20 protein-coding genes are annotated in these 20,868 nt (G+C 68.3%); 8 read left to right on the plus strand and 12 right to left on the minus strand.

Features of this window, described 5'->3' with window-relative positions:
* Window positions 1–106: 106 nt before the first annotated feature.
* The gene (gene crgA, locus BS329_RS26030) at window positions 107–373 is read right to left on the minus strand and encodes a cell division protein CrgA (protein WP_005161856.1); all 267 of its coding nucleotides are present in this window, start codon (window positions 371–373) and stop codon (window positions 107–109) included.
* A gap of 343 nt (window positions 374–716) precedes the next feature.
* Between crgA and BS329_RS26035 the strand changes: the two genes are divergently transcribed.
* Genes BS329_RS26035 through BS329_RS26040 form a run of 3 tightly spaced genes read left to right on the plus strand, consistent with a single transcriptional unit; the run spans window position 717 to window position 2,769 of the window.
* Window positions 717–1,640: a class E sortase gene (locus tag BS329_RS26035; RefSeq protein WP_425266382.1), complete on the plus strand. Its 924-nt coding sequence runs from the start codon at window positions 717–719 to the stop codon at window positions 1,638–1,640.
* Window positions 1,640–1,795, plus strand: coding sequence for a hypothetical protein (locus BS329_RS42785; protein WP_101611606.1), 156 nt, complete (start codon window positions 1,640–1,642; stop codon window positions 1,793–1,795). Before BS329_RS26035 ends, BS329_RS42785 begins: the two co-directional genes overlap by 1 nt.
* 2 nt (window positions 1,796–1,797) lie before the next feature.
* Window positions 1,798–2,769: an LLM class flavin-dependent oxidoreductase gene (locus tag BS329_RS26040; protein ID WP_076163886.1), complete on the plus strand. Its 972-nt coding sequence runs from the start codon at window positions 1,798–1,800 to the stop codon at window positions 2,767–2,769.
* Window positions 2,770–2,772: 3 nt separating this feature from the next.
* Here the strand turns inward: BS329_RS26040 and BS329_RS26045 are convergent, their stop codons facing one another.
* The 3 genes from BS329_RS26045 to BS329_RS26055 form a co-directional block, all read right to left on the minus strand.
* Window positions 2,773–3,165 carry an SCO5389 family protein gene (locus BS329_RS26045; protein WP_076163887.1) on the minus strand — a complete coding sequence of 131 codons (393 nt, stop codon included), beginning with the start codon at window positions 3,163–3,165 and terminating at the stop codon, window positions 2,773–2,775.
* Window positions 3,166–3,275: 110 nt separating this feature from the next.
* Window positions 3,276–4,010: an ABC transporter permease gene (locus BS329_RS26050; RefSeq protein ID WP_076163888.1), complete on the minus strand. Its 735-nt coding sequence runs from the start codon at window positions 4,008–4,010 to the stop codon at window positions 3,276–3,278.
* A 14-nt stretch (window positions 4,011–4,024) separates the two neighbouring features.
* On the minus strand, window positions 4,025–4,735 hold the full coding sequence (locus BS329_RS26055) for an ABC transporter ATP-binding protein (protein ID WP_076163889.1): 711 nt from the start codon (window positions 4,733–4,735) through the stop codon (window positions 4,025–4,027).
* 132 nt (window positions 4,736–4,867) lie between these two features.
* Here BS329_RS26055 and BS329_RS26060 point away from each other — a divergent pair, with 132 nt between their 5' ends.
* Window positions 4,868–6,718 carry a sensor histidine kinase gene (locus BS329_RS26060; protein WP_076163890.1) on the plus strand — a complete coding sequence of 617 codons (1,851 nt, stop codon included), beginning with the start codon at window positions 4,868–4,870 and terminating at the stop codon, window positions 6,716–6,718.
* Window positions 6,658–7,311, plus strand: coding sequence for a response regulator transcription factor (locus BS329_RS26065; RefSeq protein ID WP_076163891.1), 654 nt, complete (start codon window positions 6,658–6,660; stop codon window positions 7,309–7,311). The genes BS329_RS26060 and BS329_RS26065 overlap by 61 nt, the downstream gene beginning before the upstream one ends.
* A 231-nt stretch (window positions 7,312–7,542) precedes the next feature.
* Here the strand turns inward: BS329_RS26065 and BS329_RS26070 are convergent, their stop codons facing one another.
* Window positions 7,543–8,862, minus strand: a complete 1,320-nt coding sequence (locus tag BS329_RS26070; RefSeq protein WP_076163892.1) for a ferredoxin--NADP reductase domain-containing protein — start codon at window positions 8,860–8,862, stop codon at window positions 7,543–7,545.
* 112 nt (window positions 8,863–8,974) lie between these two features.
* Between BS329_RS26070 and BS329_RS26075 the strand changes: the two genes are divergently transcribed.
* Genes BS329_RS26075 through BS329_RS26085 form a run of 3 tightly spaced genes read left to right on the plus strand, consistent with a single transcriptional unit; the run spans window position 8,975 to window position 11,060 of the window.
* Window positions 8,975–9,619, plus strand: coding sequence for an aminodeoxychorismate/anthranilate synthase component II (locus tag BS329_RS26075; protein ID WP_076163893.1), 645 nt, complete (start codon window positions 8,975–8,977; stop codon window positions 9,617–9,619).
* The gene (locus BS329_RS26080) at window positions 9,616–10,428 is read left to right on the plus strand and encodes an ABC transporter ATP-binding protein (protein ID WP_084750181.1); all 813 of its coding nucleotides are present in this window, start codon (window positions 9,616–9,618) and stop codon (window positions 10,426–10,428) included. The genes BS329_RS26075 and BS329_RS26080 overlap by 4 nt, the downstream gene beginning before the upstream one ends.
* Window positions 10,416–11,060 carry a hypothetical protein gene (locus tag BS329_RS26085; RefSeq protein ID WP_076163894.1) on the plus strand — a complete coding sequence of 215 codons (645 nt, stop codon included), beginning with the start codon at window positions 10,416–10,418 and terminating at the stop codon, window positions 11,058–11,060. The genes BS329_RS26080 and BS329_RS26085 overlap by 13 nt, the downstream gene beginning before the upstream one ends.
* A gap of 257 nt (window positions 11,061–11,317) precedes the next feature.
* Here the strand turns inward: BS329_RS26085 and pknB are convergent, their stop codons facing one another.
* The 7 genes from pknB to BS329_RS26120 all read right to left on the minus strand — a co-directional run bounded on the left by pknB (window position 11,318) and on the right by BS329_RS26120 (window position 20,818).
* Window positions 11,318–13,291, minus strand: a complete 1,974-nt coding sequence (gene pknB / locus BS329_RS26090) for a Stk1 family PASTA domain-containing Ser/Thr kinase (protein WP_076163895.1) — start codon at window positions 13,289–13,291, stop codon at window positions 11,318–11,320.
* Window positions 13,288–14,598, minus strand: a complete 1,311-nt coding sequence (locus BS329_RS26095) for a protein kinase domain-containing protein (protein WP_076163896.1) — start codon at window positions 14,596–14,598, stop codon at window positions 13,288–13,290. The genes pknB and BS329_RS26095 overlap by 4 nt, the downstream gene beginning before the upstream one ends.
* 3 nt (window positions 14,599–14,601) lie before the next feature.
* Window positions 14,602–16,065 carry a peptidoglycan D,D-transpeptidase FtsI family protein gene (locus BS329_RS26100; protein ID WP_076163897.1) on the minus strand — a complete coding sequence of 488 codons (1,464 nt, stop codon included), beginning with the start codon at window positions 16,063–16,065 and terminating at the stop codon, window positions 14,602–14,604.
* Window positions 16,062–17,540 carry an FtsW/RodA/SpoVE family cell cycle protein gene (locus BS329_RS26105; RefSeq protein ID WP_076163898.1) on the minus strand — a complete coding sequence of 493 codons (1,479 nt, stop codon included), beginning with the start codon at window positions 17,538–17,540 and terminating at the stop codon, window positions 16,062–16,064. The genes BS329_RS26100 and BS329_RS26105 overlap by 4 nt, the downstream gene beginning before the upstream one ends.
* Window positions 17,540–18,931 carry a PP2C family protein-serine/threonine phosphatase gene (locus tag BS329_RS26110; protein ID WP_076163899.1) on the minus strand — a complete coding sequence of 464 codons (1,392 nt, stop codon included), beginning with the start codon at window positions 18,929–18,931 and terminating at the stop codon, window positions 17,540–17,542. The genes BS329_RS26105 and BS329_RS26110 overlap by 1 nt, the downstream gene beginning before the upstream one ends.
* Window positions 18,928–19,395: an FHA domain-containing protein FhaB/FipA gene (locus BS329_RS26115; RefSeq protein WP_076163900.1), complete on the minus strand. Its 468-nt coding sequence runs from the start codon at window positions 19,393–19,395 to the stop codon at window positions 18,928–18,930. Before BS329_RS26115 ends, BS329_RS26110 begins: the two co-directional genes overlap by 4 nt.
* A gap of 160 nt (window positions 19,396–19,555) precedes the next feature.
* Window positions 19,556–20,818 (minus strand): DUF3662 and FHA domain-containing protein, encoded by a 1,263-nt coding sequence (locus BS329_RS26120; protein ID WP_076163901.1) that lies wholly within the window; start codon window positions 20,816–20,818, stop codon window positions 19,556–19,558.
* Window positions 20,819–20,868 lie beyond the last annotated feature (50 nt).

The raw sequence follows: 20,868 nt of genomic DNA on the forward strand, positions 1-20,868 counted from the left end.
CTGCTGTGGCGCCCATGAGGTGGGGTAGTTATCCACAGGGGTTATCCACACTGGGGATGAGTCACACCGGTGTAATTCGGCGTCAAGCCGCCATCCGGGGTAATGCTCACCGCCACCGCATCGTCATGAGCAACCCGGCGATCATCAGCACGAAGCCGATCGCGAAGTTCGTGTTGCCCAGATCCGCCATGAAGGGGATCTTGTCGCCCGCGATGTAGTTGACGACCAGCCACAACAGGCCGATCAGCATGAGACCGAACATCACGATCTTGTAGAACAGGTTCGACGGGCCCGCGGCCTTGACCTTCACCGGTGTGCGGCGGTCGGTCGGCGGGGTGTACGCCGTCTTCTTACGGACCTTGGACTTCGGCATCGTGTTCCTCGCGTACTGTTCGGCTTCCCTGGTGGCGATGACCCGCTTTCGGGTGCGCAACCAGCGCCACGTGCACACGTTAACGTAAACGAGCGCCGCTGGGCACCGTCCGGGACCGGTCGATTTCCCGCACTGTGACAATGGTGTCACACACGGTTCGACACTGTGCTGGTCCGACACTGCGGCTTGGTTCGAGACTGAGGAGCTTTGCGTGGCTGAGCGGGAAGAGCCGGGCGGGGACCGACGGCGGTATTCCGAACGTCCACCCGGTGAGAGTCGTCCGGCGCCCCGCCGGAGGCCGCAAGAAGGCAGGTCGCCCGGCGGGCCACCGCCGCGACGCCGGATGGACGGACCACCGCCGCGCCGTCGTCCCGCGCCGCCGCCGGGGTCCACCGAGGAGACCGTGATCTTCGAGCCGGTCGGCGGTGGCACCGCGACCGAGGAACGCCAGCCCGCGGAACTGGGCAAGGGCGGCGTCGCCATCCGGACCGTCGGGGAACTCCTCATCACCGCGGGGCTGGTGGTGCTGCTGTTCATGGTCTACGAGGTCTACGTGACCGACCTGTTCTCCGCGGGCAAGCAGTCCGAGGCGAGTTCGGAACTGGACGGCGACTGGTCGAAGGACCGGCAGCTGCATCCGGACCTGGTCGACGGGAAGGCGTTCGCCAGGATCCACATGCCGGTGTTCGGCGCCGACTTCAACTTCACCATCCAGGAAGGCACCACCGAGGCCGCGCTCGAGGTCGGCCCCGGGCACTACAAGGGCACGGCGCTGCCGGGCGAGCCGGGCAACTTCGCCATCGCCGGCCACCGGGTCGGCAAGGGCGCGCCGTTCAACGATTTGGACAACCTCACCTCGTGCGACCAGATCATCATCGAGACGCAGACCGACTTCTACATCTACAAGGTGCTGCCCTACAAGGACGAGGTCGAAGGCTGGGCGGCGGGCAAGGGTGCCGACCCGAAGTGCAAGAACGTCGGGACACTGCGTAACCCGAACGCCGTCGACGGCGGCGCCTACGGCGAGACCAACGGCCGCCGCATCGTGTTCCCGACCAAGGGCGACACGGTGAACCCGGTGCCGTACAAGGATCCGGAGATCCTGCCGAAGGCCGAGCAGGTCTCGCTGCTCACGCTGACGACGTGTCACCCGAAGTTCTCGGCGCGCGAGCGGCTCATCATCCACGCGGTGCTGGCCCAGCAGGTGCCGAAGAACCAGGTGGGCACCTACGCCGAACTCCTGCCCAAGATCTCGGAGGCGCGCTGATGTACGGCTGGATCTGGCGCAAGCTGCCGGGCCCCTTCGCGGCGAAGCTGACCATGGCGGTCGTGCTGGCGCTCGGGATCGTCGCCTTGCTGATGTTCGTCGTCTTCCCGTGGCTGGAGCCACGTCTCTGGTTCAACGAAGTGAGCGTCCAGTAGGCGTGCGGTTCGGCGCCTTCCTGGTCTCCGGCCGGTTTCCCGGGCAGGAGGACGCCGACGTCCTGCGCAGGTCGGTCGACGCCGCCGTCGCCGCCGAACGGGCCGGGTTCGACGACGTCTGGTTCGCCGAACACCACTTCATGCCGTACGGCGTCTGCCCGTCCGCGATCACCCTCGCCGCGCACGTGCTCGGCCGCACCGAACGGATCGCGGTCGGCACCGCGGTGAGCGTGCTGTCGATCGCGCATCCGGTGGCGCTCGCCGAACAGTGGTCGCTGCTCGACGCGGTTTCCGGCGGACGGCTGCGGATCGGCGTCGGCCGTGGCGGGCCGTGGCAGGACCTCGAGGTGTTCGGCACCGGTGAAGCCCGCTATGAAACCGGGTTCGAGGAGAGTCTCGACCTGCTGATCGCGGCGATGACTTCGAAGACCGTTTCGGCCGACGGCAAGCATTTCAGGTTCCGTGAAGTGCCGATGGTGCCGCGGCCGGAACGTGCGCCGCGCGTGGTCGTGGCCTGCGGCGACGCCGGATCGCGTGCGGTCCGGCTGGCCGCCGATCGCGGGCTGCCGATGCTGCTCGGCCTGCACACCGACGACGACGCCAAGATCGAAACCCTTGTCGCGTACGGGGGTTCCGCCGCCGAGCACATCTCGACGGTGATGTGCCAGGTGGGCGACGACGCTTTGGACGTCGTGCGGTCCGCGTTGCCGGGCTCCCTGAAGGAGGGTTTCGCCGGGCACGTGTACCTCGACGGCAGGCGGGGGCTGGACAAGGATCCGGTGTCCTACACCGATCGGCTGTGCGAGATTCATCCGATCGGCGGCGTCGAACACTGCGTCGACAGGCTGGGAACGAGTATCCGGCGTACCGGGATCTCCCACGTGATCATGATGGTGGAAGCGTCCGGTACGCCGGAGGGAACGCTCGAGAACATCGCGCGGATCGGCGCCGAAGTGCTGCCCGCGCTGCGTTGAGTCCTAGCAGTCGCGCAGTTCCGGGCTCTGGTTCAGCAGCTGGCCGCGCGCCGAAACGAACGCGCGGTAGCGGTCACTGTCCACAGAGGACTTCTTGAAGACGGCGACCCGGTGGCAGTTCTGGAACGCCAGCTTCACGCCGAAGTGCCGCTCCAGCCCGCCGCGGATGGCGTCCGAGGCCAGCGCCCGCAGCAGCTGCCCGCGTTCGGCCTCGCTCGGCGGCGGCGTCTCGTTGTCGGCGAACCCGTCGGCCGCGCCGTCGGCCTCCGCGATGACACCGGTGATCACGGTCCAGGCGTAGGGCAGGGAATCCCGGACGCAGGCGACGAATTCGGCGTCGGAGACCTCCCCGCGCTCGGCCTTCTCCAGCAGTGCTGGCGATACATCCAGAGACATCGAACCTCCGAGTGAGTCACAGTGAACGTTGGCCGTCTCTCTGACTACTCACCCGCGGCCCGCGCCACAAGAGAAAACGATCATCATCACCACTTTGGCGGAAGCGGCCGTCACTCCCAGCGAAAGAGCTTCGCCGCCACGACACAACTGCCCACCGCGAAAGCCGCCAGAACGGCGAGTTGCAGCGGCTGGGCGCCCGTGCCGGTCCAGGCGTCTTCGAGGGCTTTGACACCCGGCGGGATGTACGCGCCGATCTCCCGGATGGCCTCCGGAAGCAACGGACGCGGCAGCCAGACGCCGCCGAGGAACATGACCGGGATATAGGCGATCATCGCGATCCCGCCCGCGGCGCGGCTGGTCTTGGCGACCGCCGCGGCGATCAGGCCGAGGCCGAAGATCGCGGTCGTGCCGAGCACGAACGTCAGCAGGAAGCCGAGCGGGTGACGCGGGCTGGGGACGTCGAAGACGACGCCCGCCGTCACGAGGAGGATGCCGACCCCGCCGATCGTCACGGTGACGTTGATGATCAACTGCGCCACCAGCAACTGGGCCGGGTGTACCGGTGTGGTGGCGAAGCGGCGAAGGATGCCCTGCTCGCGGTAGGACGCGATGATCCCGGGGATCGCCTGCAGGCCCATCATGGCCATGGTGAGCACGATCATCGACGGCACCCAGGCGTCGAGGAAGCGCATTCCCGTCGTTGTGCCGCTCTCCGCGCGAATGCCGGGGATCACCCCGAGCACGGCCGTGATGACCGTCGGCAGGAGAAGCCCCCCGATGACGAATCCCGGCGTACGGAGGGCGAGTTTCGTTTCGGCGAGGGTGATCTTGGTGAGCGTGTTCATTTCTCGTCTCCAGTTCAGTCGCGGCCGGTCAGGGTCACGAAGGCGTCGTCCAAGGTGGATTTACCGGCGCGGTCACGGAGTTCGCCGGGAGTGCCGGTGGCGACCACGCGTCCGGCGTCGAAGATCGCGAGGCGGTCGCAGAGGCGTTCGGCCTCGTCCATGAAGTGCGTGACGAGAAGGACGGTGACGCCGGTGTCGCGCACGGTCTCGACGAGCTTCCAGGTGTCGCGGCGGGCGTGCGGGTCCAGTCCGGTGGTCAGCTCGTCGAGGACGGCGACCTCGGGGCGGCCGACCAGCGCGAGCGCGATCGAGACACGCTGCTTCTGCCCGCCGGAAAGCTTGCCGAAGTACTTGTTCCGCTGCTCGGTCAAACCCAGCTTCACGAGCAGGTCGCCGGTGTCGGCGGGGTTCGCGTAGAAGGAAGCGTAGAGGTCGAGTGCCTCGTGGACCTTGAACTTGTCCGGCAGGCGGCTCTCCTGAAGCTGGGAGCCGAGGCGCTGCCGGAGGGCGTTGTGGTCCTTGCCCGGGTCGAGGCCGAGGACCGACATGGTGCCGGAGTCCGGCGTGCGCAGGCCCTGGAGGCATTCGACGGTGGTGGTCTTGCCGGCGCCGTTGGTCCCGAGGATCCCGAAGATCTCGCCCTGTTCCACGTGGAACGAAACGTCGTCGACCGCGACGTGCTCTCCGTACGTCTTGCGGAGGTTGCTGACTTCGATGAGTGGCATGCGAAAAACGTTATGGCGCAAGGGATCGGGCCAGAATGGCGCTGGAACCACAACCGGGGTGGGGCTGGGCCCACCCCGGCCGGGGGCCTGCGGTCAGTGTGTCGGGCGGGGGTGGTGAGCGAGACTTCTCGCATGATTCGCGAGTACCTCACCTCGGTGCGCCGCGGCCTCGCGCTCGCGGGCCTGGCCCTGATGAGTTTGCTGGACCTGCTGCTCGAGCTGGTGGGGTTCTGCCTGCTCTGTGTGGGGCTGGTCTTCGCGTACACGCTGGCGCTGGAGGGGGCACGGCCGCGCGCCGCCCTCACCCGGCGGCTGGCCGGGCGCTGGTGCGGTATCGAGGTCGCGCCGCCGTACCGGCCCGCTCCGCCCGAGCCGGAACGTGAGCCCGATGGCTGGTACCGCGAAGGGAACAGCCTGTTCAAGCGGTCATGGTTCATCAAGTGGACCAAGCGGTTCGAGTGGATCTCCGACGATCCGGCGACCGGACGCGATCTCGGCTGGCAACTGTGGAATCCGTTCGCGGCTCTGCTGCTCGTGCCCGCGGTTCTGCTGACCGGACCGCTCGCGTTGCGCGTGTACGGGACCTGGACCCGCTGGTGGCTCGGGCCTCGTCCGGCTCGCGCTGGAGACGGCTGGGTCAAGGCGAGGCTGAAGGCACTGGGATTCCAGCTCGGCTTGTTCGCGTTTTCGGCCGCACAGCTCGGGATGGTGATCCCGACGCTGCTCGGCCTGATCTGGCCGGCACCGCTGTTCCCGACGCTGGTCGTCGCCGGTCGCGCGGTGACCGACACGCTGCGCCGCGAGGCCAAGAACTGGACCGGCGTGCGGATCGACCGGCCGTACCTGCCGGAGCCGCCGTTCCCCGTCCCGCGCGCGGACGGGATGTACCAGCACGGACGGCAGTTGTACGACACGCCGTGGTGGCCGGCGCGGCTGGCGCGCTGGCGCTGGGCGATGTTCGACCGGGCGACCTGGCGCGACCTGGCGGCCGCGGTGGTCAACTCCGTGGTGCTGCTGCTGATGGCGGTGCCGACCGCGGCGCTGGTGTTCTTCGGCTTATGGGGAGTACTGGCGTTGTGGGTCTGGCGGCCGATCGGCCAGTGGACGGGTACCTCGTGGTCGACCACGCACTGGTTCTCGATGATCGGGCTGCCCGAGGCGACCACGCACGGGCAGGCGCTCGCGCTGACTCCGGTCGCGGTGGCGGCCTTCGTCGTGGGGCTGGTCCCGACGCCGTGGCTGGCGCGTCAGGGAGCGAGGTTCGCGAAGCTGCTTCTGGGCCCGACGGAGGCTTCGCGGCTGGAGCAGCGTGTCGAGCGGCTGAAGCAGACGAGGGCGGACGCGTCGGTCGCGCAGGCCGCCGAGCTGCGGCGGATCGAACGGGATCTGCACGACGGGGTCCAGTCGCGACTGGTCGCGATGGGGATGAAGCTGGGTGCCGTCGAAGCCCTGATCGACAGCGATCCGGCCGCGGCGAAACGGCTGGCCGCCGAGCTGCGGCAGACGTCGTCGGAGACGTTGACCGAGTTGCGGCTGCTGGTGCGCGGCATTCACCCGCCGGTGCTGTCCGAGCGTGGTCTCGGTGACGCGGTGCGGGCGATGGCGCTGGACAGTCCGCTGAGGGCTTCGGTGAACGGTGTGGTGCCGCGGCTCGAACAGCCCGCGGAAGCGTGCGCGTACTTCGCGGTCAGCGAGTTGCTGGGCAACGCGGCGAAGCACGGTGAGGCGCGGCGAGTGTCGATCGAGCTGGGTTACGACGACGGTCTGCTGCGGATCGAGGTGACCGACGACGGGAAGGGCGGCGCGAACGCGGCCCGGGGCAGCGGGCTTCGCGGGATCGAACGCAGGCTGGGCACGTTCGACGGTACTTTTGCTCTGACCAGCCCGCCCGGCGGGCCGACGAAGGCGACCATGGAGATCCCGTGCCAGCTCGACCCCGATGTGTCGTCGCCGAGGACCAGTACCTCCTCCGAGACGGACTGACTCATCTGCTGACCGCGCACGGTTTCGACGTCGTCGAGGCGGTCGGGACCGGGCCGGAACTGGAACACGCGCTGCGCGAACACCGTCCGGACGTCTCGGTCGTCGACGTCCGGATGCCGCCGACGAACACCGACGAGGGTCTACAGGTCGCGCTGGCCGTGCGGCGCGACCTTCCCGGGCTGCCGATTCTCGTGCTGTCGCAACACGTCGAGCAGCTCTACGCGCGGGAACTGCTCGCCGACGGCGCCGGTGCGATCGGCTACCTGCTGAAGGACCGGGTCTTCAACGCCGACCAGTTCATCGACGCGGTGCGGCGGGTGGCGGGCGGCGGGACCGCGATGGATCCCGAGGTGATCGCGAAATTGGTGGTGGGCAACGCTTCCGACCCTCTCGCCGCGCTGACGCCCCGTGAACGCGAGGTGCTCGGACTGATGGCCGAAGGCTGCTCGAACGCCGCGATCGCCGGGCGGCTGCACTTCAGCGAGGGGGCGGTGGGGAAGCACACCGCGAACATCTTCGCGAAACTCGGCATCGTCGCTTCGGACGACACGAACCGGCGGGTACTCGCGGTTCTGGCCTACCTGGGTTCCTGACCCCTCCGTATCCGACCACCCAGCGGACCTGTCACGCCGGACCGGTCCCGAGTCGCGAAACGCCATGAAGGACCCCACAGCCCGGTGGGGCCCTTCACGACCTGCCCGACAGTTGTCCACAACCGTCGCCGACTGTGGACAACCCCAACTGACCAGCCCTTTCCCCGCCTCCAGCCGATAGACTGGGTTCGGGGCCGCCCCCTGGGACGGGTGGGGGGCTGGGTAAGTGAGTCAAGAGCGCGAGATGTGGGTCATTTCGTCGCGTTCCACGACCTTGACGCGGTCCCGGCCGTGCGGGACACCCAGTGACTTCTCGTGGGCGTCGAGTTTGCCCCAGCCTTCCCAGGTGGTGAAGGGAACGCCGCGTTCAGTGAGGAAACCGAGGATCGCGTCGGGATCGGCGACCGCCGGCGCCGCGAGGTCGTCGGCGTCGGCCAGCAGGCTGGCGATCGTCTCGGCCGCGTCACCCTTGGTGTGGCCGATGAGGCCGACCGGGCCGCGTTTGATCCAGCCGGTCACGTAGACGCCCGGCACCTGGTCCTCGTCGATGTCCAGCACCCGGCCCGCCTGGTTCGGCACGGTCCCGGTGGTGTGGTCGAACGGAATCTCCGGCAGGTGCGACGACAGGTAACCCACCGCGCGGTAGACGGCCTGAACGTCCCAGTCGTGGAACTCGCCGGTGCCGCGCACGTTGCCGTCACCGGTCAGTTCGGTGCGTTCGGTCCGCAGCCCGGTCACCTTGCCCTCGGAACCGACGATCTCGCACGGCGAGTGCAGGAAGTGCAGGTGCAGCCGCTTCGGCCGGTCGCCCTGGTCGCGGATCGCCCACTCCTGCAGCGTCTTCACGACCATGTCGATCTGCTTCGACGCCCGCAGCGCGGCGATGCTGCCTTCGTCGAACTCGATGTCCTCCGGGTACACGATGACCTCGACGTTCGGCGAGTGGTCCAGCTCGCGGAGTTCGAGCGGCGTGAACTTCGCCTGAGCCGGGCCGCGGCGCCCGAACACGTGCACATCGGTGACCGGGCTGGCCTTGAGGCCTTGGTAGACGTTGTCCGGGATGTCGGTGCTGAGCAGCTCGTCCGCGGTCTTCGCGAGAATCCGCGCCACGTCGAGCGCCACGTTCCCGACACCGAGAACGGCGACCGAGGTCGCGGTCAGCGGCCAGGTGCGCGGGACGTCCGGGTGACCGTCGTACCAGGAGACGAAGTCCGCGGCGCCGTAGCTGCCGTCGAGGTCGATCCCGGGGATGTCGAGGCCGCGGTCGGCCATCGCACCGGTCGAGAAGATCACCGCGTCGTAGAACTGACGCAGATCGTCGAGTTTGAGGTCGGTCCCGTAGTCGACGTTGCCCAGCAGCCGGATGTTCGGCTTGTCGAGCACCTTGTGCAGGGCGGTGACGATGCCCTTGATCCGGGGGTGGTCGGGCGCGACGCCGTACCGGATCAGCCCGAACGGCGCCGGCATGCGCTCGAACAGGTCGATCGTCACGTCGGCGTCGGACTTGTCGAGGATGTCGGCGGCGTAGATGCCGGCCGGACCGGCACCCACGATGGCTACACGAAGAGAACGGCTCACCCCTACCACGGTAAGTTAGGTTGCCCTAACAATCATTGTGATCTGGCGTACGGTCCATCTGGTGGGAGCCGCTAAGCTGGGCGGCATGCGCGTGCTCGTCGTCGACAACTATGACAGTTTTGTCTACAACCTGGTCCAGTACCTGGCCCAGCTCGGCGCCGACTGCACCGTCTGGCGCAACGACGTCGTGGAGATCGACAAGCTCGGCGAGTTCGACGCGGTCCTCGTCTCTCCCGGCCCCGGAACCCCGGAACGTGCTGGTCAGAGCATGGATGTCGTCCGTGAATGCGCCGAAAAGCGGATCCCGATGCTCGGTGTCTGCCTCGGCCACCAGGCCCTGGGCGTCGTCTTCGGTGCCACCGTCGACCGCGCGCCCGAACTGCTGCACGGCAAAACCAGTCAAGTCCACCATTCGGGCACCGGAGTGCTCGCTGGACTACCCGGCGAATTCACTGCCACGCGTTACCACTCGCTGACCGTTTTGCCGGAAACCATCGACGACACCGTGTTCGAGATCACAGGCCGCACCGAGTCCGGCGTCGTGATGGGCATGCGGCACCGCGAGCTGCCGCTCGAAGGTGTCCAGTTCCACCCCGAGTCCGTGCTCACACAGGGCGGGCACCGGATGCTGGCGAACTGGATGGCTTCGGCCGGGCACCCGGTCGCCGACGCCACGGTCAACGAACTCGAACAGGCGACCCGGGCGCTGCAGAAGGCCGCTGCTGCGTGACCTCGCTGATCCGGCTCGAAGGAGTCGGTAAGCGCTACGGTCGCGGCGAACCCGTACTCGCCGACGTCGACCTCGACATCCCGGCGGGCCGCGTGGTCGGCATCCTCGGCTCGAACGGCTCCGGGAAGTCGACGCTGCTCAGGATCCTGGCGGCGCTTTCTCGCGAGACCTCGGGAACCGTCGTGGGCAGCCCGCGGGCCGGCTACCTGCCGGACCGCTTCCCGGCCGGGCAGCGGATGAGCGCCCGAGCCTACCTACGGCATATGGCCCGCATCGACGGACTTGTCGACTTGTCGGCCATCGACCCGTTGTTGGACAGGCTGGCGCTGGTCGGCGGGCCGGACGCGCCCTTGCGGACGCTGTCGAAGGGCAACGCCCAGAAGGTCGGCCTCGCCCAGGCCGTCCTGGCCGGACCGGATCTGCTGATCCTCGACGAACCTTGGTCCGGACTCGACGTCGAAGCCCACACGGTGCTCGGCGAACTCGTCGCCGAGACCAGTGCGCGCGGCGCGAGCGTGGTCTTCACCGACCACCGCGCGGCCGCCGTGCACGCCCACGCCGACGACGTCTACCGAATGGACGCCGGGCGCCTGATCCGCGTCGAAGCGGCCGCGAAGGCCGAAGCCGCGACAAGGATCGTGCTTCACGGACCCGGAGGCGACTGGTCGTCGGAACCCGGTGTCAGCCAGGTCGTGGCCGATGGCGAAAGAGTCGTCCTGACCGTCGAAGCCGGGCACACCGACGCGGTCCTGCTGCGCGCACTCAACCGGGGACTCTCGGTGCGGGAGGTGGCGCCGTGCTCGCCATGACCCGCTACTACTTCGTACTGCTCGGCCATTCGCAGCGGTATCTCCCCGCGATCCTCGCCTACCTCGCGGTCAACACCGTGCTCTACTCGGATCCGAAGTCGCCGCTGCTGCCGCAGTACGGGATCAGCGCGGGATCGCTCCTGGTGGTCTCGTGCTGGCTGACGATCGCGATGCTCGACGTCGAAGACCCGGTCCAGCGGCTGGTGACCTTCAGCCACGCGCGACGTTGGCGATCGGTCCTCGGCGGCGCGACATTGGCCGTCTTCGGTTGCGCCGTCGCGCTGATCGTCGTGACACTCGCGTGGTCGGGGATCCGGTCCGGCGGTTTCCCGATCGGCACCCTCGCCCTCGGCGCCGCGGCGCACGCGTTGTGCGCGCTGTTCGGGATCGCGATCGGCCTGCCCTGTTCACGGCTGCTGGTCCCGCGGATCGGCTGGTCCGTACTGGCGGCGATCTTCGCCCTCGCCGCCGTGCTGCTGGTGAAATGGCTGCCGCTGGCCAATCCGCTGCTGCGTGCCCTGACTTCGCAACAACCGCTGGCGGGCCCGTTCACGGTGGCCTCGGTGACGGCCGTCGCCGCCTTGCTCGTGAGCGCGACGGCCGTCGGATGGCTGCTCCGCCGCAACGCTTGATGGCGCGCCTGGTCGTGCTTAACGGGCGGCCGCGATGAGGAGATCCCCTCGACGGCCGCGGGGCGGATCAGACGAGAAGCCTGTCGCGAGGCCGGGCCGCGCAGAACCGCTTCTGTCACTGCTCGGGCTCTCCGGATGGCACGCATGAGGTCGGCCGTGTCCTCGCGCGGCTCGCGTTCGGTGATGTGCCGGACCATTCTCGCCGCAGAAAAGGGCCCCGCACGAAACCGTGCGGGGCCCTTTCCTTCAGCTGTCGATCACGGGGGCGGGATGATCCCGCCGCCCGGCCGCGAACTCGACGTCGTCGGCGACTCGTCGCTTTCGACGATGAACAGCGTGATCGGCGCGTTCTTCGCGACCTTCGTCCCGGCCTGCGGGTTGGTCTTGCTGATCTTGCCCGCCAGGTCCCGGTCACCGTTCTTGTCGGCCTGGGTGTTCGGCGTACCGCTCCAGCCCAATTGCTGCAGCTGCCGGAACGCCTGTTCCTCGGTCATGCCCTTCAAGTTCGGCATGTCGAAGGTCTCCTGGCTACCGTCCGACACGGTCACCGTGACCACACCGCCGACCGCGAGCTTTCCGCCGTTCGGGGTCTGGTCGACGACGGTGTCCTTGGGCTCGCTGGAGCTGGTGGTCTTGAAACTCGGCGTGAACCCGGCCTGCCTCAGTCCGGCGTCGGCCTCGGACTTCGTCTTGCCCTTGTAGTTCGGGACCGTCTTCAGTTCCTTGGACTTCCCGATGGTGATGTCGACCTTCGAGCCCTGGTCGACGTCGACCTGCGCGCCCGGGGTCTGCGAAAGGACCTTGCCCGCGTTGTTCGGTTCGTCGGTCTCCTGCTCGGTGGTCGCACCGAGTTTCAGCCCGGCCTCGGTCAGCGCCGTCAGGGCCTCGGCCTGCGTCTTGCCCTTGAGATCCGGAGTCTTGATCTTGCCCGGCTTCGCGCCGACGGTCAGCGTGATCTTCTCGGTGGTCAGCGTCATCTGACCTACGTTCGGAGCGATCGCGATGACCTTGTCGATGTCGTTCTCGTCGCAAGCGGGCAGGCCGTTGACGGCCTCTCCGGTGCAGGGGACCTTTTTGGTGCCCTCGAACGAGCCGAATCCCGCGTCGCGCAGCGTGGTCTTCGCGGTCGCTTCGGACTGGTTGAGCACGTTCGGGATCGCCTTGCTCTCCGCGCCGGTGCTGGTGAACGCGTTGGACAGCCACATGATCAGCAGCACCACGGCCGCCAGCGAGACGACGAGCCCGGCGATCAGCCAGGCGCGACGCTTCTTCTTCGCGGCCGGGTCCTCGGGTTCGTCCTCGTACTGGTCGTAGCGCTGCGGCACCCGGCGGTCGGAGTCCATGACCTGGGTGCGCTCGTCCTCCGACATCACCATCGGCGCGGACGGCCGCTGGCCGGACAGGGTGCGGACCAGGTCCGAACGCATCTCCGCCGATGACTGGTAGCGGTTTGCCGGGCCCTTCGCGAGCGCCTTGAGCACGACGGCGTCGAGTTCGGGCGCAACGGCGGGGTTGACCGACGACGGCGGGTTCGGGTCTTCCCGGACGTGCTGGTACGCCACCGCCACCGGGGAGTCACCGGTGAAGGGCGGCTCGCCGGTGATGAGTTCGTACAGCACACAACCGGCGGCGTAGACGTCCGAACGCGCGTCGACGGACTCGCCGCGGGCCTGCTCCGGCGACAGGTACTGCGCCGTGCCGATCACCGCGGCGGTCTGCGTCATCGCGGACTGCCCGTCGTGCATGGCGCGCGCGATACCGAAGTCCATCACCTTGACGGCGCCGTTCTTCGTGATCATCACGTTCGCCGGTTTGACGTCGCGGTGCACGATGCCGTGCCGGTGCGAGAAGTCCAATGCCGCGCAGACGTCGGCCATGACCTCCATGGCCCGCTTCTGCGACATCGGGCCTTCGGTCTTCACGATGTCCCGCAGAGTCCGTCCTTCGACGTACTCCATGACGATGTAAGGCAGCGGTCCGAACTCGGTGTTCGTCTCGCCGGTGTCGTAGACGGCGACGATCGCCGGGTGGTTCAGTGCCGCCGCGTTCTGCGCCTCGCGACGGAAACGTTCTTGGAACTGGGGATCCCGCGCCAGGTCGGCACGCAGGATCTTGATCGCCACCTCCCGGCCCAGGCGCACGTCGTGGCCGTGGTGGACCTCGGACATGCCTCCGTAGCCGAGCGTGTCGCCCAGCTCGTAGCGGTTGCTGAGCAGTCTTGGTGTGCTCATCTCTGCGTGCCGTTCCATTCCGTCCAAGGTTTGCTGCTCATCATTCCTGGATTCGCCTGCCCGGCCGACTCCTCGGCGCTGCCCTCCGTCGGCACCGCGGGATACGCGGACGTCGGTGAAGGACCTACGGACTTCTTACCCGGAGCCGGTGTCTGTTCACTCGTTTCCACGCCGCCCGACTGCTGTCCGTTGCCCGAACCGACCAGTCTCACGATGAGAAAGGCTCCTGCCACCAGTACTGCGATCAGGATCACCGCGAGCAGCACCCACCAGCCCCATTGTGACCGTTTGCCGGGCAGCCGTCGGACCGCCATCGGGGGCGGTCCGGTGACCGGGTGCATCGCCGGATGCGACGCCGGTCCGACCGCCACCATCGGGTTCGGCGGCGAATGCGGGCCGGGCGGCCCTTGCTGCGGCATCACGGGCGGCTGGCCCGTCGCGTAGGCCACGTTGACCAGCCCCGACGGCGTCGGCAGGGGAAGGCCCGCGCGGACCGCGGCCACCGCGGCCGCGAACTCGCCGCCGCTGTTGTACCGCTGTCTCGGATCCTTGATCAGGGTCGCCTCGATGACCGCGCGGGTGCCCGGCGGCACGTCCGGCGGCAGCGGCGGCGGGAGATCGCGGATGTGCATCATCGCGACGGTCACGGCGTTCTCCGAAAGGAACGGCCGGTGCCCGGTGAGACATTCGTAACCGCACACGGCCAGCGAGTAGACGTCGCTCGCCGGTTCGGCGTTGTGCCCGAGCGCCTGCTCGGGGGCGATGTAGTGGGCCGTGCCCATCACCATGCCGGACCTGGTCACCGGGGCGGCGTCGGCGGCCTTCGCGACGCCGAAGTCGGTGATCTTCACCTGCCCGGCCGGGGTGACCATGATGTTGCCCGGTTTGACGTCACGGTGCACCAGACCGGTTTCGTGCGCGGCCTGCAACGCGTTCCCGGCCTGCTCGAGGATGTCCAGGGTGCGCTCGGCGTTCAGCCGTCCTTCGCGGGTGATGATCGCGGCCAGCGGGTCGCCTTCGACCAGCTCCATCACCAGGTACGCGATCGACAGCTCGTCCGCGACCGTCTCGCCGTAGTCGTGCACCGCGGCGATGCCGGGGTGGTTCAGCGACGCCGTCATCCGCGCCTCGGTCCGGAAGCGGTGCAGGAACTCCGCGTCGCCGGACAGTTCCGCCTTGAGGATCTTGACCGCGACCGTCCGCTCCAGCCGCGTGTCACTGGCCTGCCAGACCTCGCCCATCCCGCCGACGGCGATCCGGTTCGTCAGCTTGTACCGGTCGGCCAGCAGCTGACCCGAGGACAGCATGCGCTATCCACCCCCGAGCATCGCGTTGACGGCGGCTCGGCCGATCTCCGCGGCCACGGTGCCACCGGTCGCTTCGAGCCCGCGGTTACCGCCGGACTCGACGATCACCGAGACGGCGATCTTCGGGTCCATCGCCGGCGCGAACCCGGTGTACCAGGCGTGCGGCGGGGTGGCCTTCGGGTCGTTGCCGTGTTCGGCGGTGCCGGTCTTGGAGGCGATCTGGATGTCGCCGCGTTTGCCGGCGCCCTTCGTGTTCTCCTCCGACGCCAGCATCATGTCGCGCAGGATCGCGGCGTTCGCGCTGGACATCGCGGCTTCGCCGGTCAGCTCGGTCGGGGTGTAGTCCTCGATGGTCGACAGGTTCGGCGCCAGCAGCGACTGGACGAGCTGCGGCTTCATCGCCATCCCGTTGTTCGCGATGGTCGCCGAAAGCAGGGCGTCCTGGATCGGGGTCAGGCGCACGTCGCGCTGCCCGATGGCGCTCTGGAACAGGGCGGCCTTCGAGTCGAGCGGGCCGAGGGTGGAACCGGCGACCCGCATCGGCACGGTCAGGTCCTCGCCGACCCCGAAGTTCGTCGCCGTCGCGTTCAGCTTGTCCTTGCCGAGTTCACCGGCGAGTTCGGCGAAGGGCACGTTGCAGGAGTACCGCAGCGCTTCCTTCAAGGTGCTGCCCTTGCAGGTCGCGCCGCCGTAGTTCTCCAGCGTCGTCTGCGTGCCGGGGAGCTTGACGTTGGGCGCGGTGTTGACCGGGGTGTCGGCGGTCTTGCCGTTCTCGAGCGCGGCCGCGGTCACCACCAGCTTGGCCGTCGAACCCGGCGGGTAGGTCTCCGAGATCGCGCGGTTCAGCATCGGCTTCTTCGGGTCGTCGCGCCACTGGCCCCACGCCGCGATCTGTTCCTTGCCGACGTGTGAGGCGAGCTTGTTCGGGTCGTACGACGGCGTCGAGACCATGGCAAGGATGCGCCCGGTCTTGGGCTCGATCGCGACCACCGAGCCGGTGTAGCCCTTCTGCGTCATCAGGTCGTACGCGGCCTTCTGCACGGCCGGGTTGATCGTCAGCCGCACGTTGCCGCCACGCGGGTCGCGGCCGGTGACCATGTCCGAAAGACGCCGGACGAACAACCGCGGGTCGGAGCCGTTGAGGACGTCGTCCTCGGACCGCTCCAGACCGCCGGAGCCGTAGTTGATCGAGTAGTAACCGGTGACCGGCGCGTACATCGGGCCGTCGGCGTAGGTCCGGATGAACTTGTACTTGTCGTTCGACGGATCGACCTTCGCGAGCGCGGCGCCGTCGGGCGTGACGATCAGCCCGCGCTGGCGGGAGTACTCCTCGTAGAGCACGCGGAGGTTTCGCGAGTCCGTGCGGTAGTCGTCGGCCTTGACCACCTGGATGTAGGTGGCGTTGGCCAGCAGGAGCACCACCATCACGAGCATGGCGATGCCGACCTTGCGGAGCGGGGTGTTCACGAAGCGCTCCCCTCACCGTTCGCGGGCGGCCGCTGGACCAGCACCGTGTGCGCTTCCGCGATCGGCGCCTGTGGCTGTTGCGGCTTCGGCCGCGTGGCGGGTCTGCGGGCGGCGTCGGAGATTCGGAGCAGGAGAGCCACCAGGATGTAGTTCGCGAGCAGTGAAGAACCACCGCGGGAGAGGAACGGGGCGGTGATCCCGGTGTTCGGGATCAGGTTCGTGACGCCGCCGACGACGACGAAGATCTGCATGACGATGGTGAACGCCAGGCCACCGCCGAGGAGTTTGCCGAAGGTGTCGCGGACGGCCAGCGCGCTGCGCATACCGCGCATCGCCAGGATCAGGTACAGCATCAGCATCGCGGCGAGGCCGACGAAGCCGAGTTCCTCGCCGATCGCGGTGGTGATGAAGTCCGTCTTGGCTTCCGGGACCATGTCCGGTCGTCCGGCGCCGAGACCGGTACCGCCGACGCCGCCGGTCCCCAGCCCGAACAGACCCTGCGCGACCTGATAGCCGCCGCCGGGGTCGTCGTAGGTGGCGAGCGGGTCGATCCAGTTCCGGACCCGCTGCTGGACGTGCGTGAACAGGTTGTAGGCGATGATCGCGCCGGCGGCGAAGAAGCCGACCCCGAGCACCACCCAGATGACCCGTTCCGTCGCGACGTACAGCATCACCAGCGTGACGCCGAAGAACAGCAGCGACGTCCCGAGGTCCTTCTCGAAGACCAGCACACCCAGGCAGGCGGCCGCGGCGATCAGGATCGGGCCGAGGTCACGGGCACGCGGCAGCTCGACGCCGACGATCTTCTTGCCCGCGACCATGAACAGGTCGCGTTTCGTCACCAGGAACGAGGCGAAGAAGATCATCAGCAGGATCTTCGCGAACTCGCCGGGCTGGATCGAGAAGAACGGCAGCTTGATCCAGACCTTCGCGCCGTTGACCTCGGACAGGCTCGACGGCAGCACCGCGGGCAGCGCGAGCGCCACGATCCCGACCAGGCCACAGGTGTAGCCGTAGCGGGTCAGCGTGCGGTGGTCGCTGATCACGATCAGCACCACCACGAACAGCACCAGCGAGATCGCGGTGAACAGCACCTGCTTGGTGACGTCCGGCGTGTATTCCTTGCCCTGCTGGATGGCGCGTTCCGCCAGCGCCAGGTCGATCCGGTGGATCATCACCAGGCCGAGCCCGTTCAGCAGCGCGACACACGGCAGGATCACCGGGTCCGCGTACGGCGCCCAGCGCCGGACAGCCAGATGCGCCGCCGTCAGCACCCCGAGGTAGGACAGCCCCAGCCAGATGATCGAGCTGGTGAGCTCCTGCTCCTGGTTCGCCTCCACCAGCACGAGCGCGATCGTGACGATGAACGTCGCGAACGCCAGGAGAACGAGCTCGGTCCCGCGCCGGGTGGGCAGCTCGCGCGGAGGGTTCGTGGCGAACTGGGCCGAAGCCGGATCGGCGAGCGGCGTGCTCATCAGTTACCGCCCCCTGGTGCTGCCGTGGCCGGCGTCGAGCAGTCCCTCCCCGCTGGCTGGTTCGCCGAGCTCGGCGAGGCGGGGGTAGAAGGGTTGGCCGCCGACGACGACACCGGAGGCGGCGAGGGAGGCGGCGTGGAAGTCGAGCTGGTGTTCGGTTTGCAGTCGGCCAGCTGCTTGTGCGGCCGCAGGAAGTCGTCGATGTACTTGCGGGCGTCGTCGAGATTGTCCTTCTTGACGCCGTTCTTCACCGCGATACGCGCGTCCTCCTGGAGCGCGGGCACCAGCAGCTTGTCGGTGCAGAGCCCGCCCGGCGGGCAGGAGCCCTGCTCGTAGGCGTGCAGGTCGATGCCGAGGATGCTGCCCGGGACGCCGCGGTAGATCACGACCTCCTCACCGGCACCCTCGCCGACGTAGTACTGGCTCAGCACGAAATACCGCGTGGCGATCGCCGCCGCGGCCAGCACGATCAGGACGACCACTGCTCCCGCCAGCCAGCGAAATCGCCTCCGGCGCTTGACCTTCGGGTCCTCCTGTGGTGGCTGGACCTCGGGCCGCGGCTGCGGCGCGGGCTGGGTCAGCGCCCTGGCGCGGGCGGCGGGGGAGTCGCCCTGGTGGAACTCGTCACTGCCGTCCCCGGCGGCGCCGCCCACGATGGGCGCGTCCTCACCGAAGTCGACGTCGACGACGTCGGCGATGATCACCGTGACGTTGTCCGTGCCGCCGCCCTTGAGCGCCAGCTCGATCATCCGGTCCGCGCAGGCCTGCGGATCCGGGATCTGGATGGCCTCGGCGAGCGTCTCGTCGCTGACCATGCCGGACAGACCGTCCGAGCAGATCAGGTAGCGATCGTGGGCGCGGGCCTCGCGCACCGTCAGGCTCGGCTCGACCTCGTGGCCGGTGAGCGCCTTCAGCAGCAGCGACCGCTGCGGGTGCACCGCCGCCTCTTCCGGCGTGATCCGGCCCTGTTCGAGAAGTTCGTTGACGAAGCTGTCGTCCCGCGTGATCTGCGAGAATTGCCCGCCGCGCATCAGATACGCCCGCGAGTCGCCGACGTGCACGACACCCATCCGCGAACCGGCGAACAGCACGGCGGTCAGGGTCGTGCCCATCCCGTCGAGGTCCGGGTCCTGCTGGACGAGTTCGGCGATCGCCGCGTTGCCGTTCTGGACGGCTTCGCGCAGCTGGGCGAGGAGATCGTCACCCGGCTCGTCGTCGTCGAGCGGGGCGAGGGAGGCGATGACGACCTTGCTGGCCACTTCACCGGCGGCGTGGCCGCCCATACCGTCGGCGAGGGCGAGCAGGCGGGGACCGGCGTACACGGAGTCCTGGTTGCTGGAACGCACCAGGCCCCGGTCGCTGCGAGCCGCGTAGCGGAGGACGAGAGTCATGGGCGAAGCTCGATCACCGTTTTGCCGATCCGGATGGGGACTCCGAGCGGGACCCGGAGGGGTGCCGTGACCTTAGCCCGGTCAAGGTACGTCCCGTTCGTCGAGCCCAGATCTTCCACGTACCAATCCTCCCCGCGCAGTGCGATCCGGGCGTGCCGGGTCGACGCGTAGTCGTCGTCCAGCACCAAGGTCGAGTCGTCGGCCCGGCCGATCAGGATCGGCCTGCCGTCCAAGGCGATCCTGGTGCCTGCCAGCGCGCCATGGGTCACGAGCAGCTGCTGCGGCGACTTCCCGCCGCGCGGCTTCTTGCTTTCCTTCTTCTTGCGACCGAACGTCGGGACGGCGACGCGCAGCCCGGAGGCCGCGTACAGATCCGAGCGGACGACGCGCAACGCGGCGAAGACGAAGAGCCAGAGCAGCACGAGAAAGCCCACCCTGGTGAGTTGAACGACCAGCTCTGGCACTTGTTGTGTCCGCTCCCGTATCTCCTGTACACCGCGGAGAGACCGGACCGTCCGGGATGGTCGGCTCCGAACAGCCTTGCTCTCCGCATACGACCTGAAGTGCCGATCCACTCAAGGTCCCGCACCGCAATTCTGCGGCACCCCCTCCGGACGCCGCCGGTCAGCCCTGCGTACGGAAGACGAGAGACGAGTGGCCCACGCGGATCACGTCGCCGTCGGCGAGCTGCCAGGTCTGCACCGGCGTGCCGTTGACGGTCGTGCCGTTCGTCGAACCGATGTCCGCGAGCGTCGCGCTCTGGCCGTCCCAGGTGATTTCCAGGTGACGACGTGAGACACCGGTGTCCGGGAGCCGGAAATCGGCGTCCTGGCCACGGCCGACGACGTTCCCGCCCTGCTTCAGCGAGTAGGAGCGGTTCGAGCCGTCGTCCAGCTGAAGGCTCGCGGCGAGCTGACGGCCTGCCGCGGGCTGGCCGCCGTAGCCGCCACCCTGCGCGTACGGGTCCGCGGCGGGCTGGCCGTACTGCTGCTGGCCACCGCCGTACTGGTCGTAGCCACCCTGCTGCTGCTGGCCGTACTGGTCGTACCCAGGCTGCTGAGCGGCGCCGCCGCCGTAGCCCTGGTCGTATCCCGGCTGCTGCTGGCCGCCGTACTGGTCGTATCCGGGCTGCTGAGCGGCGCCGCCGCCGTAGCCCTGGTCGTACCCAGGCTGCTGCTGCTGGCCGTACTGGTCATAGCCAGGCTGCTGAGCGGCGCCGCCGCCGTAGCCCTGGTCGTATCCGGGCTGCTGCTGGCCGCCGTACTGGTCGTATCCGGGCTGCTGGGCACCGCCGTAGCCCTGGTCGTAGCCGCCCTGCTGCTGGCCGCCATAACCCTGGTCGTACCCGGGCTGCTGCTGGCCAGCCTGCTGTCCGTAGCCGTACTGGCCCTGCTGCTGGCCGTACGGGTCACCCTGGTCGTATTGGCCGTAGCCGGGGGGCTGGCTCATTGCTGGGTCTCCTGCGTTGCTGGGTCGTGCCGACCGTGACGAACCTTCGGCGCCATGGGGATTGACGTCGGGATCGACGGACGAACGGGTCTTGAACTGTCCAGTATGCAGCGCCTCGTTGCGCTCGAGCGAAACTACGACGTCACCATAGGTGTCCCAACCGTGCTCGGCGAGGTGTTCCTTGACCGCCTCCGCCAACACCGACGTGACCCGACGCTCGTCTCCGGCCATGCGCTCGTGATCAGCCTGCCCCAACGACACGATGTAGTGGTTGGGGGCGAGCTGTCGACCACCGGCCAGCTCACGAACGTTCTCCTCACTCTCGCGCTCAAGCGCCACCGCCACTTCCTGCGTGACGACGTTGCCACCGAACATGCGCGCGAAGGTATTGCCCACAAGGTTCTCGAGCCGCCTATCAAAGCGCTCAACGCGGCCCACCGGGCAACCTCCTCACACGTGTGCTTCCCCGTCGATCCTATCCGGGTACG

The sequence above is a fragment of the Amycolatopsis coloradensis genome (genome assembly GCF_001953865.1).
Classification (GTDB): domain Bacteria; phylum Actinomycetota; class Actinomycetes; order Mycobacteriales; family Pseudonocardiaceae; genus Amycolatopsis; species Amycolatopsis coloradensis.

Coding starts and splice junctions, on each gene's coding strand:
- crgA (WP_005161856.1), bottom strand. CDS start 373: ATGCCGAAGTCCAAGGTCCGTAAGAAGACGGCGTACACCCCGCCGACC.
- BS329_RS26035 (WP_425266382.1), top strand. CDS start 717: ATGGACGGACCACCGCCGCGCCGTCGTCCCGCGCCGCCGCCGGGGTCC.
- BS329_RS42785 (WP_101611606.1), top strand. CDS start 1,640: ATGTACGGCTGGATCTGGCGCAAGCTGCCGGGCCCCTTCGCGGCGAAG.
- BS329_RS26045 (WP_076163887.1), bottom strand. CDS start 3,165: ATGTCTCTGGATGTATCGCCAGCACTGCTGGAGAAGGCCGAGCGCGGG.
- BS329_RS26050 (WP_076163888.1), bottom strand. CDS start 4,010: ATGAACACGCTCACCAAGATCACCCTCGCCGAAACGAAACTCGCCCTC.
- BS329_RS26055 (WP_076163889.1), bottom strand. CDS start 4,735: ATGCCACTCATCGAAGTCAGCAACCTCCGCAAGACGTACGGAGAGCAC.
- BS329_RS26060 (WP_076163890.1), top strand. CDS start 4,868: ATGATTCGCGAGTACCTCACCTCGGTGCGCCGCGGCCTCGCGCTCGCG.
- BS329_RS26075 (WP_076163893.1), top strand. CDS start 8,975: ATGCGCGTGCTCGTCGTCGACAACTATGACAGTTTTGTCTACAACCTG.
- pknB (WP_076163895.1), bottom strand. CDS start 13,291: ATGAGCACACCAAGACTGCTCAGCAACCGCTACGAGCTGGGCGACACG.
- BS329_RS26095 (WP_076163896.1), bottom strand. CDS start 14,598: ATGCTGTCCTCGGGTCAGCTGCTGGCCGACCGGTACAAGCTGACGAAC.
- BS329_RS26105 (WP_076163898.1), bottom strand. CDS start 17,540: ATGAGCACGCCGCTCGCCGATCCGGCTTCGGCCCAGTTCGCCACGAAC.
- BS329_RS26110 (WP_076163899.1), bottom strand. CDS start 18,931: ATGACTCTCGTCCTCCGCTACGCGGCTCGCAGCGACCGGGGCCTGGTG.